General features: G+C 45.4%; 11 protein-coding genes. All 11 read right to left on the bottom strand.

Going from position 1 to position 13,652, the window contains the following annotated elements:
- Positions 1 to 9 precede the first annotated feature (9 nt).
- Positions 10 to 840 (bottom strand): DNA-formamidopyrimidine glycosylase, encoded by an 831-nt coding sequence (mutM, locus tag BC8716_RS14105; protein ID WP_063609046.1) that lies wholly within the window; start codon positions 838 to 840, stop codon positions 10 to 12.
- An 11-nt stretch (positions 841 to 851) separates the two neighbouring features.
- A complete protein-coding gene (gene polA / locus BC8716_RS14100; RefSeq protein WP_094426646.1) occupies positions 852 to 3,515 on the bottom strand; it encodes a DNA polymerase I in 2,664 nt (887 codons plus the stop codon).
- 272 nt (positions 3,516 to 3,787) lie between these two features.
- Positions 3,788 to 5,560, bottom strand: a complete 1,773-nt coding sequence (gene pnpS / locus BC8716_RS14095; RefSeq protein WP_094426644.1) for a two-component system histidine kinase PnpS — start codon at positions 5,558 to 5,560, stop codon at positions 3,788 to 3,790.
- Complete coding sequence (locus BC8716_RS14090) at positions 5,553 to 6,275, bottom strand: response regulator transcription factor (protein ID WP_011247554.1); 723 nt, start codon at positions 6,273 to 6,275, stop codon at positions 5,553 to 5,555. Before BC8716_RS14090 ends, pnpS begins: the two co-directional genes overlap by 8 nt.
- 72 nt (positions 6,276 to 6,347) lie before the next feature.
- Positions 6,348 to 6,797, bottom strand: coding sequence for an Lrp/AsnC family transcriptional regulator (locus BC8716_RS14085; protein WP_094426642.1), 450 nt, complete (start codon positions 6,795 to 6,797; stop codon positions 6,348 to 6,350).
- 478 nt (positions 6,798 to 7,275) lie between these two features.
- The gene (mdh, locus tag BC8716_RS14080; RefSeq protein ID WP_094426639.1) at positions 7,276 to 8,220 is read right to left on the bottom strand and encodes a malate dehydrogenase; all 945 of its coding nucleotides are present in this window, start codon (positions 8,218 to 8,220) and stop codon (positions 7,276 to 7,278) included.
- A 50-nt stretch (positions 8,221 to 8,270) separates the two neighbouring features.
- On the bottom strand, positions 8,271 to 9,539 hold the full coding sequence (gene icd / locus BC8716_RS14075) for an NADP-dependent isocitrate dehydrogenase (RefSeq protein WP_375071261.1): 1,269 nt from the start codon (positions 9,537 to 9,539) through the stop codon (positions 8,271 to 8,273).
- A 49-nt stretch (positions 9,540 to 9,588) separates the two neighbouring features.
- The gene (gene citZ, locus BC8716_RS14070; protein WP_094426635.1) at positions 9,589 to 10,704 is read right to left on the bottom strand and encodes a citrate synthase; all 1,116 of its coding nucleotides are present in this window, start codon (positions 10,702 to 10,704) and stop codon (positions 9,589 to 9,591) included.
- A gap of 97 nt (positions 10,705 to 10,801) precedes the next feature.
- On the bottom strand, positions 10,802 to 11,275 hold the full coding sequence (locus BC8716_RS14065) for a DUF441 domain-containing protein (RefSeq protein ID WP_011247559.1): 474 nt from the start codon (positions 11,273 to 11,275) through the stop codon (positions 10,802 to 10,804).
- 85 nt (positions 11,276 to 11,360) lie between these two features.
- Positions 11,361 to 11,756 (bottom strand): FxsA family protein, encoded by a 396-nt coding sequence (locus BC8716_RS14060; RefSeq protein ID WP_062749738.1) that lies wholly within the window; start codon positions 11,754 to 11,756, stop codon positions 11,361 to 11,363.
- A 125-nt stretch (positions 11,757 to 11,881) separates the two neighbouring features.
- Entirely contained in the window at positions 11,882 to 13,636 is a 1,755-nt protein-coding gene (gene pyk, locus BC8716_RS14055; protein ID WP_094426633.1) for a pyruvate kinase, read from the bottom strand.
- Between the last annotated feature and the right edge of the window lie 16 nt (positions 13,637 to 13,652).

The following is a 13,652-nucleotide window of genomic DNA, read 5'->3' as shown; positions in this document are numbered from 1 at the left end:
TGTCATTGTTCACCACCGTGGTTGGCAATTAGGGCAATAGTGGGTTCCGCGCCCGCCAACGACTATCTTTTCAATCACTGTGTCGCAATGATGGCACGGTTGTTGTTTACGGCCATAAACATGGAGCTGTTGTTGGAACATGCCTATTTCCCCTTGGCCATTTACATACGATTTTATCGAGCTGCCCCCTGCCTCAATCGCTTCTTTAAGCGTTCTTTTAATTTCCTTATGAAGGTTCTGATACTCTTCCTTCGACAGTGACGAGGCCGTCCGCTCAGGATGGATCCCTGAACGAAAGAGCGCTTCATCGACATAAATATTGCCGAGCCCGACGACTGTTTTCTGGTCAAGCAATGCTGTTTTAATCGCTCTTGTGGTTTTTGCATACGCTTGTTCCAGCAATTCGACCGTAAACTGTTCGGAAAAAGGTTCAACGCCTAGCTGGGCAAGGGGCATGGCAACGTGTTCGGCCCCTTTAGCAAACAAATGCATCGTACCGAATTTGCGCACATCCGCATAACGTAATTCAGACCCATCTGTAAATGAAAACACGACATGCGTATGCTTCGTTTTTTCGTCAGTTGGTTGATACAAACCATAGCGTCCTTCCATCCGCAAATGGGAGACAAGTACATAGTCGTTCAGCACAAACAGCAAAAATTTGCCTCTGCGCCCAATGTCTTCGATTGTTTGCCCCTTTAATAGCTGTACAAAACGTTCTACATCATCTGGTTCCTTAATCATTTTCGGCCAGCCGACGTCGACGTCCGCAATGGTCTTGTTCTTAACCAACTGCAAAAGTGTTCGGCGTACCGTTTCTACTTCCGGTAATTCTGGCATTTCTCTTCTCCTTATTTCGCGTCAAACCATGAATTTCCGCTAGAGACATCCACTTGTAAAGGCACATCAAGCTCAAGCGCCTGTTCCATTACTTCTGTGACAAGCTCTTTTAACGGTTCCACATCGTCAGGCGCCACTTCAAAAATGAGTTCGTCATGGACTTGGAGCAACATGTTTGCTTTAAGTCCTGTTTCCTCTAACGCTTCACTCATTTGCACCATCGCCCGTTTAATAATGTCAGCTGCGGTCCCTTGGATTGGTGTGTTCATCGCTGTCCGTTCTGCAAAACTGCGCTGGTTGAAATTGCGGCTTTTCAGTTCAGGCAAATAACGCCTTCTCGCAAGCAGTGTTTGGACATACCCCTTTTCCTTTGCTTCTTTCACCACATTTTCCATATAAGCTTTTACTTGTGGATAACTTGCTAAATAGCGGTCAATAAAGTCTTTCGCTTCTTTTCTCGTAATGCCTAGGCTTTGTGAGAGCCCATAATCGCTTATGCCGTAGACAATCCCAAAATTGACGGCCTTCGCGCTCCTTCTCATCAAATCTGTTACTTCTTCGCGTTCTACATGGAAAACATCCATTGCCGTTTTTGTATGGATGTCCATCCCAGTTAAAAACGCCTCCTTCATTCGTTCATCGCCAGAAATATGGGCGAGGACACGCAGCTCAATTTGCGAGTAATCAGCCGCAACCATTTTCCAGCCTTCCTTTGAGGCAACGAATGCTTTGCGGATTTTTCTTCCTTCCTCTAGACGGATAGGAATGTTTTGCAAATTCGGGTCTGTCGAAGAAAGGCGTCCCGTTTGCGTTAAAGCTTGATTAAAGCGGGTATGGACTTTGCCTGTTTCCTTATCGATCACTTTAAGCAACCCTTCGATGTATGTTGAATAGAGTTTGCCAAGTTGCCGGTAAAGGAGAAGATGTTCAATAATTGGGTGTGTGCCTGCAAGTTTTTCCAATACATCAGCACTAGTGGAATAACCCGTTTTTGTTTTTTTCACAGGCGGCAATCCTAATTTTTCAAACAGGATAACGCCAAGCTGTTTCGGTGAATTAATATTAAATGGTTCTCCAGCTTCTTTATGGATCGCCCCTTCTAGAGTGTTCAGACGGTCCGATAAATCTTTGCCCATTTCCTCAAGTTGTTCTCGGTCGACACAGACACCTTCTTTTTCCATACGGCCAAGCACAACAGACAAAGGCATTTCTAACTTCTTGAGCAATTCAAGCTGCTCATTTTGCGCTAGTTCATCTTCTAATGTGCTTTTTAACGTAAACATGGCATTGGCTTTACGGCAAAGATGTTCGGCAAGGGCGGTCTCTTCTGGAAGAGAGCGCTTGGCTCCTTTGCCGTATACAGTTTCATCTTCAGCCACGCCACCTGTCCCTTTACGGGTAGCAATATCGCTAATTTCATGGGATGACAGCGATGGATCGAGCAAATAGGAAGCCATTTGCAAGTCAAAATCAACGCCGTTTAAGTCAACCCCATGCCAGGCTAAAGCGACGACAGCACGCTTTGCGTCAAACAGCCATTTCTTTTTTTCTTGCGAACGGGCAAATGCCCTAAACGCGTCTGACTTCACTGCTTTCTCAGTCGGGAAATAAAAGCAGCCTTTCTCGTTCGCCACCGCTATACCGGCAATTTCGGCTTGATGGTAGTTTTCCGCTAACACTTCGACGACTAAAGCTGATGGGCTGGAAAAATGTTCAGGCAACGGTTCTTCAACGATGTCAAAATCCAGTTCCGTCAATTGCTGCGGCGCACTTTCTTCATCGCCGTTAGCGTCAATGCGGCTAAGCAACGAATGAAAAGACAGCTCTTTAAACGCTTCTTTAACTTGTTTATACTCATATCCGCCATACTCGAACGAGTCAAGCGTTTCGGCAAGTGGCACGTCAAGGGCAATTGTGGCGAGTTTTTTGCTAAGGAGGGCTTGGTCTTTATTCTCTTGGAGACGTTCTTTCAGCTTTTTCCCAGAGATCGCATCAATCGAATCAAGCACCGTTTCTACGTCGTGGAATTCAGCAAGCAATTTTAGCGCTGTTTTCTCACCTACACCGGGAACACCTGGAATGTTATCAGACGAATCGCCCATTAACCCTTTTAAATCAATAATTTGTTTCGGTTCAAGCCCGTAGCGTTCAGCCACTTTCTCGCGATTATAGCGATCGACTTCAGAAATGCCTTTTTTCGTCAGCACGACTTCAACACGGTCATCAACCAATTGAAGCAAATCTTTATCACCTGTAATGACGACAACGTCAAAACCTTCTTTTGCTGCATTCGTTGCCGCCGTGCCGATAATGTCGTCTGCTTCGTATTCGTCTACTTCATAACGCTTAATCGAAAACGCATCTAGCACTTGGTGAATCATTGGAATTTGCCCAGATAGCTCTGATGGCGTTTTCTGCCTCGTGCCTTTATAAGCTGCATACGTCTGATGGCGAAACGTCGATTTTCCTGCATCAAAGGCGACGAGCATATGGGTCGGTTTTTCGTCTTCGAGAACTTTCAGCAACATGGTCGTAAAGCCGTAGACGGCATTTGTATATTCGCCTTTTTCATTATTTAAAAGCGGCAACGCAAAAAATGCACGGTAAGCAATGCTGTTGCCGTCAATAAGCACTAATTTTTTCAAGCAGGAGAGCCCCTTTCTCGATCTATACATGTATTCATATTGTACCATAGTCACTGGAAAAGAAAAAAGCATATGCGAACGAACGTACGCAGGGAGACAGAAAGAATTGCTGATGATTCGAGGCTAGTTGCTATATGAGAACGCAGGATACGTGTTTAGCCAACCAAAAAGAAGGCAAGAGTGAAACTCTTGCCTTTTAAAAAGGGCTGATCGGAAGAGGGATACCGATCTCATTACTGACCGTTCTCCCTTAGTGTAAGCGCGCCCCATTAAGCCTTGATGAACATTGTGTAAAGATTTTGTTAAAGTGTTCTTGGCTGTTTTTTTGGGAACGTCAAGGAAAACTCGGTTCCTTTGCCCTCTTCGCTCTGCACTTCTATTTTTGCATGGTGCGCTTCGGCCAAATGCTTAACGATTGCAAGGCCCAAACCCGTCCCTCCCGAATTGCGGCTTCTCGCCCGGTCAACTCGGTAAAAACGTTCAAAAATCCGCAATGTTTCTTTTGGGTCGATGCCAATTCCTGTATCTTGCACTTTTAGAACAACAGCGTCCCTTTGTTCTTTGAGTGTGACCGTTACATGGCCGCCTGATGGCGTATAGGCGATCGCATTGGAAACTAGGTTCAAAACGACTTGCTTCAGCCGTTGCCAATCCCCTTCAATCACGGAGCTGCCTTGTTCTTGTATATGCAAGTGCATGTCTTTTTCTTCAGCTTTGCCCCGCACTAGTTCAAACACATCTTCCGTAATGTCTTTCAGTGACATGTCTTCCAAATCAAGCTTAAACTGGGCATTCTCAATTTTCGACAGCTCCAACAAATCGACGATCAGCATTTGCAGCCTGTCGCTTTCTTTCCATATGATTTCCGTAAACTGTTTCGAAAGCACAGGATCGTCTATAGCCCCGTCAAGGAGCGTTTCTGCAAAACCTTTAATCGATGTAACGGGCGTTTTTAACTCATGGGAAACGTTGGCAACAAAGTCTTTGCGAACTTGCTCTAGCTTTTTCTGTTCAGTAATGTCATGCATGACAAGCGTTACACCTCTGAGCCTACCTGAATCTGCCATCACCGGTGCGCCGTATACATCATAGACGCGAGTTGAAAAATGCTTCGTCCATTCGATTAGACTTCGCTGTTTCTTCTCTGTCATATAAACCAATTGCACAAACTGGATAAGGGGTTGGCTCGGAAATACATGGTAGTATGGTTTTGAAAGCCAATCACTGCTATCGACTTCAAAAACTTGCTCCGTCGTTTGGTTCAGCAGCACCACATCGCCACGAACATTCATAAACAAGAGCGCACTTCCCATATGGTCAATGAGCGCAGCCATTCGGTCTTGCTGTGCCTGGTGGCGTCTTGATAATTGCTCCAAGTTATACGCAAGCGCATTAATAGAACGGCCTAACAGCCCAAGTTCTTTATGGTGATCTTCATACGTCCTAGTCTGATAATCACCCTCAGCTAGGCGAATAGCCGCTTTGGTCGCTTGGTCAATTGGATGGATAATTTGTTTGGTAATGCGTGTAATTAAAAACAAAATAAAAATGAATGCTCCTAAAAAGCTGACGCCAATAACCGTCCATACCGTCCGATTCATTTGGTTCAATGGCTCTACAGACACACCGACACGGACATAGCCGAACATTTCCCTGCCTTCTTCTAAAGGAAGTGCGTAATAAAGCAATTCTTCACCAATCGTTTCACTAAAGCGCAACTCCAATTCATCATCGAGGCGAGCTCGCTGGATTTCTGGACGATCGAGATGGTTTTCCATTTTTTTCGGATCAGCCCATGAATCGCCAATGACGTTCCCTTCAGCATCAATGATCGTTAGCCGTGCTTCAATTTCAGCACCAATTTCTTCTGCAATTTGCTGGGCTTGCGCGCCACTTGGATAGCCCTCGCGCATAACTGCCCAAACGGCCAGTGCGGCTTCATTTTTAACACGCTCTGAAACAAAGTCAACATAGCGCTCGTTTGACCAGGAACCAAGCGTTAATCCTAATACTAGGAGAACAAGCGTGATAACGAGCATAATGCTGAAAATAAAACGGTTGCGGAGTTTATTCATTCTTTGCCGGTTCCTCTAGCTTATAGCCAAGGCCGCGAATCGTTTTAATATAGACTGGTTTTTTAGAATTAGGCTCAATCTTGTCGCGGAGGTGGCTAATATGCACATCCACAATTCGCGTATCGCCAACAAATTCATAGTTCCATACAGCGTTCAGAAGCTGATCTCGTGTAAGCACCCGCCCTTTATGGTCTGCCAAATAAACAAGCAGTTCAAATTCTTTTGGCGTTAATGTGAGCAGTTCTTTTTTAACATAAACTTCGTAGTTTTGCGGGTAAATCGTCAAATCGGCAATTTGAATGCTTTTGCCTTTTCCTTGCTCATTCTTCGCTACGGCTCCGCCTGTTTGTTCAATTCGACGAAGGATTGCCCGCACCCGCGCGGTCACTTCCCGTGGCGAGAACGGCTTTGTCATATAATCGTCAGCCCCAAGTTCTAAGCCAAGAACTTTATCAAACTCATCATCTTTGGCGGTAAGCATGAGAATCGGCACAAAAATTTGTTCTTGTCTTAGCTGCCGACATACATCCATGCCATCCATTCCAGGGAGCATGAGGTCCAGGATAATGAGGTCAAAATCTGCTTCTTTTGCTCGGTCAAAACCTGCTTGGCCATCCAATTTGGTTTCGACTTCAAAGCCCGCTTGCTCTAAATTGTATTGCAAGAGCGTCGAGATGGACGGTTCGTCATCAACTACGAGTATCCGCTTTGCCATAGGTGCTTCCTACACTCCTAACTTTTTGATTTGAACGGTCTCTCTCTTTATAATGCTAGTATAGCAAACTTTTTACTCATATCCCTCTTCATCAGGCAAAATAATCCGATAAGGCACCGGGGAATTTAATACAGTAGACGTATTGATCGTTCCATACGGAATAAGGCGGTCAATTAATTTTCTCATGCTGCCTACATCTGATACAGCCGCTTTAATAAAGTAGCTCACTTCCCCTGTTACCCGGTGGCATTCAATAATGTCATGCTCCTGTCGCACCATTTCTTCAAATTCCGCAACAGGCACTTTTAAACCACTGACTTGGATCAGCAATAGTATATCTTTGCCAATTTTTTTCAGTGAGACGCGTGTCGTGAAATTTTCAATAATGCCTTTCTCTTGAAGCCGCAGCAGCCTTTCCGACATGCTAGGGCGGCTTAGCGACAATTCTTTTGATAATTCACTGATTGTCATTCGCGCATTCTCCTGCAACAGCTTCAGAATATCGCGATCCATTTTATCCATTTCAGTCACCTTTTTCAAATTGAATCAAAATGAATAGTAAACACTTCATTCATTAAACCATAAATCACAACATCCTTCTAGTTGGTAAGCAAAACTCTTTAAATGTCTTATTCAATAATAGCCCGATCGAAGGTGATAGGATGACAACAATGCATGACGTGAAAAAGAGCAGCCCACATTTATAAGCATGCTCGAAAACCACTTTTATTAATGTTGGCTAACCATTGCGTGGCTATAGTCTATAGCCGACGTACAGATCGACACGGATTAGCTGATTTATGAATCGGAATGGTCCGTGCAAAGCAGGCTGTACGGGAAATGCAAAACCATTGCCAAATAATCAAACCCACACGGGTATGCCAAGCAAAACAACATCGCTAGAAAAACAATCGCTCAAGAAAATGGGAGTAGAGCTTATGTCAAATCTCTACTCCCATTGTTCATTTTTTAGGCTTTTGGGATAGCCTCTGCTTTCCTATTACTCCGCTGGCAATGCCGCCATTACATTGCGAACGGATTGCACCGATTTGTCTAGTTGTGCCTTTTCTTCCTCTGTCAAGTCGAGCTCTATGACTTTCTCAATGCCGTCACCGCCAAGAATGGTCGGTACGCCCAAGTACAGGTCATGTTGGCCATATTCGCCTTCGAGGTAGGCAATTGTTGGGATAATGCGTTTTTTGTCTTTTAAGATCGCTTCCACCATTTGTGTAAGCGAAGCAGCTGGCGCGTAGTAGGCGCTGCCATTTCCTAACAAGCTGACGATTTCGCCGCCACCTTTGCGGGTGCGTTCAACAATTTCTTCAATCCGTTCTGGAGCGATCAGTTTTGTTAACGGCACACCGCCCGCTGCTGAATAGCGGATAAGCGGCACCATATCATCTCCATGGCCGCCTAAAACAAAACCAGTGACGTCCTCTACGGAGACATTTAGTTCTTGGGCCACAAACGTGCGGAAACGTGCTGTGTCAAGAACGCCAGACTGGCCGATGACACGGTTTTTCGGAAAGCCAGATTCTTTATAAACCGTATAAGTCATCGCGTCAGCCGGGTTGGTCAAAACGATAATATAGCTGTTAGGCGAATACTTAACAACTTCTTGTGTAACAGACTTCATGATTTTTGCATTTGTGGCTACAAGATCATCACGGCTCATTCCTGGTTTGCGCGCAATGCCAGCCGTAATGACAACGACATCCGAATCTTTCGTATCTTCGTAGCTAGAGGTACCCGTGATCGTTGAATCGACGCCTTGGACAGGTGTCGATTCAAGCATATCAAGGGCCTTTCCTTTCGTAGGACCTTCCATGTTTGGAATATCCAATAAAACAACATCCCCTAGCTCTTTTTGGGCGACCATAAGCGCAGTGGTAGCCCCTGTAAAGCCACCGCCGATTACAGAAATTTTTCTTCGTTTAATTGCCATGCCAAACACTCCTCAACGTGTGTAGTCCATCTGCTTATCACGAAATAGATTTATAGATTTTTGATCAATTCGTCTGCAAATCCTGAGCAAGACACTTCTGTTGCGCCATCCATCAAGCGGGCAAAATCATAGGTAACAACTTTGCTGGCAATCGTTTTGTCCATTGATGCCATAATCAAGTCTGCTGCTTCTGTCCAGCCAAGGTGACGCAAAAGCAGTTCTCCTGACAACAAGACTGAGGAAGGGTTAACTTTGTCGAGTCCTGCATATTTTGGCGCTGTGCCATGTGTCGCTTCAAAAATGGCATGACCTGTATCATAGTTGATGTTTGCTCCTGGAGCAATGCCGATTCCGCCTACTTGGGCAGCAAGAGCATCGGAAATGTAATCGCCGTTTAAGTTCATCGTCGCAACGACATCAAACTCTTTCGGGCGAGTCAAAATTTGCTGCAAGAAAATGTCGGCAATTGCATCTTTCACGATGATTTTGCCAGCAGCTTCTGCTTCGCTTTGCGCTTTATCGGCAGCTTCGCGGCCACTTTCTTCCACAATTTTATCGTATTCAGCCCATGTAAATACTTTATCGCCGAACTCACGCTCAGCCAGTTCGTAACCCCAGTTTTTAAACGCGCCTTCCGTAAATTTCATGATGTTGCCTTTATGGACAAGCGTAACGCTCTTGCGGCCTTCATCAAGCGCATATTGGATGGCAGAACGGACGAGGCGCTCTGTGCCTTCCTTCGATACAGGCTTTACGCCAATGCCGGAAGTTTCAGGGAAACGGATATTGGTTGCACCAAGCTCATCTTGCAAAAAGGCAATAAGCTTTTTCACTTCGTCAGAGCCTTCTTTAAATTCAATCCCTGCATAAATGTCTTCTGTATTTTCCCGGAAGATGACCATATCCGTATCTTCAGGACGTTTCACTGGAGATGGCACTCCTGTAAAATAACGGACTGGACGGAGACACGTGAACAAATCAAGCTCTTGGCGGAGTGCTACGTTTAATGAGCGAATGCCGCCGCCAATTGGCGTAGTTAAAGGTCCTTTAATCGCAATTAAATACTCGCGGACAGCGTCAAGCGTTTCTGCTGGAAGCCATTCTCCTGTTTGGTTGTACGCCTTTTCTCCGGCAAGAATTTCTTTCCAGTGGATTTTGCGCTCGCCGTTGTATGCTTTCTCAACTGCAGCATCAAGAACACGAGAGGCTGCTGCCCAAATGTCTGGGCCTGTACCGTCGCCTTCAATGAATGGAACGATTGGCTCGTTTGGAACGTTTAAAACACCGTTTTGAGTTTGGATTTTTTCTGCTGCCATGATAAAACCTCCTAAAGATGTTTATGTAGAACGGAGTTTCCTCCGCCTAGGACTATCGTGATTCTACTGGTTTGTAGCTGCGTTTGTTCGGGCCAACATACTCAGCACGCGGACGAATCAGGCGGTTGTTTGCATACTGTTCGAGGATATGGGCAATCCAGCCAGACGTGCGGCTGATCGCAAAAATCGGCGTGAACAAATCATGTTTAATCCCAAGACTATGGTATACAGTCGCTGAATAAAAATCAACGTTTGGCAGCAAGCCTTTTTGATCGGTGACCAATTCTTCAATCCGCAAAGACATGTCGTACCATTTTGATTCTTTAATAACGTCTGTTAGTTGTTTTGACATTTCCCGCAAATGCTTGGCCCGTGGATCGCCATTTTTATATACACGATGGCCAAAGCCCATGATTTTCTCTTTATTATCAAGCGCTTTCTGGATATACGGTTCCACTCGGTCAAATTCTTCGATTTCAAGGAGCATTTTCATGACGCCTTCATTTGCACCGCCATGTAGTGGTCCTTTCAATGCCCCGATCGCCGCTGTAATGCCTGAATAAATATCAGACAGCGTAGCCACACAAACACGCGCCGTAAACGTTGAGGCGTTCAGTTCATGATCCGCATGGAGCACAAGCGCTTTATTAAAAGCTTCTACTGAAATCGCATCTGGATTTTCGCCCGTTAACATGTATAGGAAATTCGCTGCAAACGATAACTCCTTGTTTGGAGCAATCGGTTCTTTGCCAGAACGGATCCGCTCAAAGCCGGCGACAATTGTAGGAATTTTTGCTTGAAGTTTAATCGCTTTGCGGTAATTCTTTTCTTCCTCGACTGATTCTGCTTCGTCATCAAACAAACCTAGCATCGAAACAGATGTACGCAGGGCAGCCATTGGATGGACGCTATCAATTGGATAGGCTTTCATTTGTGCGAAAATTTCATCGGGTACGCCCGCTTGTTCAGCAAGCTCTTTTGAAAACGATTCCAATTCTTCTTTCGTAGGTAATTCACCATTCCACAGCAAATAAACGACCTCTTCAAAACTGGCATTTTCGGCCAGGTCGTCAATGCCATAACCATGGTACGTTAATTCATCATCAATAATAGAGCTGACGCTCGATTGTGTTGCCACAATACCTTCTAAACCGCGAGTTGTAGTCACCTTTATCTCTCCTTTTCTCTAAATATGATCCCTTCGCGCACAACGCCTGGTAAAGCGGTTACGAAAAACGTCGTAAAGGATGATACGGCCGTGACACTTATCCCCATAGTTGGGCGATGTATTGGATAGCGCGCATCGTCAAATAAGCAATGCCTGCACCAATTAAAGGGCCGACCGCAACGCCGTTTAAAAAAGAAACAGCGACGATGGTGCCAAGTACGAGGGCAGCTGTAATATGCGGATCGTTTTTCAGCAAGTCAATCCCACTTGCAGCTACGAGCGCAACAGCGATGCCGCTGCCAAGCGCAACCCATGCATACAATGATTTTGTTGCTTCTCCCAGCTGTTTGAACCCAATATCCCCTGTAGCAATCGGCACAAGGACAGCTATGGTAATAATGGTGACGCCAAGGTTGATTCCTTTTGCCTGCATGAGAGGAAACACTTTATCTCCAAGCCCTGTCCATTTTATAAGTAACAAAACGGAAATAGCGATGATTAAAGATTGGTTCTTTGCAATAAGGGCTATAGCCATTAATAGCAGCAAAAACAAGGTACTCTGAGATAACAATGGTTTCTCCTCCAGCTTAAACTAGGCAATTCATATCATAACACAGTTTTGCAAATTCGGCTATATCCCACAGATTCAGACAAACTTAGCGCCGTTTGATCACGGTCCAGTTCCCTTTTGTCATGCTGCTATGAACGATTTTCAGCAAAAGTGCTTTTACAATCGCGCGCGTCCATGGAATAAGGCAAAATAAACCAATGACGTCGGTTAAAAAACCTGGCATGACAAGTAAAATGCCACCAAACAAAATGCACAAACCATCGAGCAAAGCATGGCTTGGGATTTGGCTGTTTTGCATTTGCAGACGAGCAAGACGGTACACTTGCATCCCTTGCTTTCTGGCAAAAACAAAGCCTAGTATGGACGTGGCAAACATAAGAAGCAGCGTTTGCCATATGCCTAGCCAATTGACAAAGGCCGTAATGATAAATAGTTCCAATACAGGAATCGCGATCGCAACGACGACAATCGATTTCTTCATTGTTCGTACCACCTTTGCCGACTGTAAAAAAGGAGAGGCTCACCTCTCCTTTTCAGACTGTAGACAAACGCTCGCATACATCATTGTTTGCCAAGCATTTTCTATCAGTCAGTTTGATTCTTCCATTATAATACACGGGCTTGGCCGCTGTAAATGTTTCCGCTAATGCAATCCACAGTCACTTCATCGCCGTCTTGGAAACGTTCAAGAGCGTTGGCTACTCCAACGATAACAGGCGTGCTCAAGTTTAAACCAACAACGGCTGCATGGGATGTAAGACCGCCTTCTACAGTCACGACAGCAGCAGCTTTTTCGAACGCTTCGATCATGTCTTTATCGGTTGATTTCGTTACAAGCACAGAGCCTTCCGTTACTTTTGCAATCGCTTCTTTTGCGTCACGGGCAACAACGACTTTTCCTGAGGCAGAGCGTCGTCCGATGCCTTGTCCTTTTGCTGCAACTTCCCCAAGCATATGGACTTTCATTAAATTCGTTGTGCCTGACTCCCCAACAGGAACACCAGCCGTAATGATAACAAGGTCACCTTGTTTCACTACTCCTGTAGCGACAGCCGCTTCAACCGTACGATCTAACATTTCGTCAGTTGTGTTTGCTTGTTTTCCAAGTATTGGCGTAACGCCCCACACAAGCGCCATTCTCCGGTAGGCGCGCTCATTGCTCGTTACAGCCAAGATCGGCGATTTCGGCCGGAAACGCGATGTCATCCGTGCTGTATAGCCGCTTTCTGTCGCTGTTAAGATCGCAGCAGCATTCAAGTTTGAGGCTGTGTAAGCAACGGATTGGCCAATTGCACTTGTAATCGATGTTTTCACTTCTTTGCTTTTCCGACGCAGCATGTTTTCATAATTGAGGGCTTGTTCTGTTCGTTCGGCAATATTGTGCATCGTTTGCACCGATTCTACAGGGTAATCACCAGCAGCGGTTTCCCCAGAAAGCATAATGGCGTCTGTCCCGTCAAAAATAGCGTTGGCAACGTCGCTTGCTTCAGCTCGGGTAGGACGCGGGTTGCGTTGCATGGAATCAAGCATTTGCGTCGCCGTGATGACCGGCTTAGCCAACTCATTGCATTTTTTAATGAGCTGCTTTTGCACAAGCGGTACTTCTTCTGCTGGAATTTCTACGCCTAAGTCTCCCCGTGCGACCATAAGGCCGTCCGATACTTCAAGAATTTCGTCGATGTTGTCAACGCCTTCTTGGTTTTCGATTTTCGGAATAATCGCTGTATCCGCAGCGCCATGTTTTTCAAGGAGCTCGCGGATTTCTAGAACATCAGAAGCGCGGCGCACAAAGGAGGCGGCTATAAAGTCGACTTTTTGCTCAATCCCAAATACAATGTCGGCTGCATCTTTTTCAGTCATCCCCGGTAGGTTGACGCTGACATTTGGGACGTTGACGCCTTTCTTGTTTTTCAGCACGCCACTGTTGCGAACAATCGTAACCAGCTCAGTGTCGCGGATTTCCTTTACCTCAAGCCCAATTAAGCCATCATCGAGCAAAATCGTACTTCCGACTTCTACATCCTCGCAAAGCCCTGGATACGTAATGGAGATCTTTTCTTTCGTACCTTGGACTTCATTCATTGACACAATGAGCTCTTGCCCTTTCTCAAGTTCAACTGCTCCGCCTTCTACTGTTTGTGTGCGGATTTCTGGCCCTTTCGTATCAAGTAAAATAGCAACCGTTTTTCCAGTCCTTTTTGCTGCTTCGCGAATGTTTTTAATCCGGGCACCGTGCTCTTCAAAATCCCCGTGTGAAAAATTCAAACGGGCTACATTCATCCCTGCTTCAATGAGTGCTGTTAGTTTTTCAAGCGACTCACTTGCTGGTCCAATCGTACAAACAATTTTTGTTTTACGCATACGTTCCTCCTTATAG

Origin of the sequence: Shouchella clausii, from assembly GCF_002250115.1 — a bacterium.
GTDB classification, from domain to species: Bacteria; Bacillota; Bacilli; order Bacillales; family Bacillaceae_D; genus Shouchella; species Shouchella clausii.
Note: the sequence above shows the minus strand (reverse complement) of the source record. Positions and strands in the feature narration are given on the sequence as shown.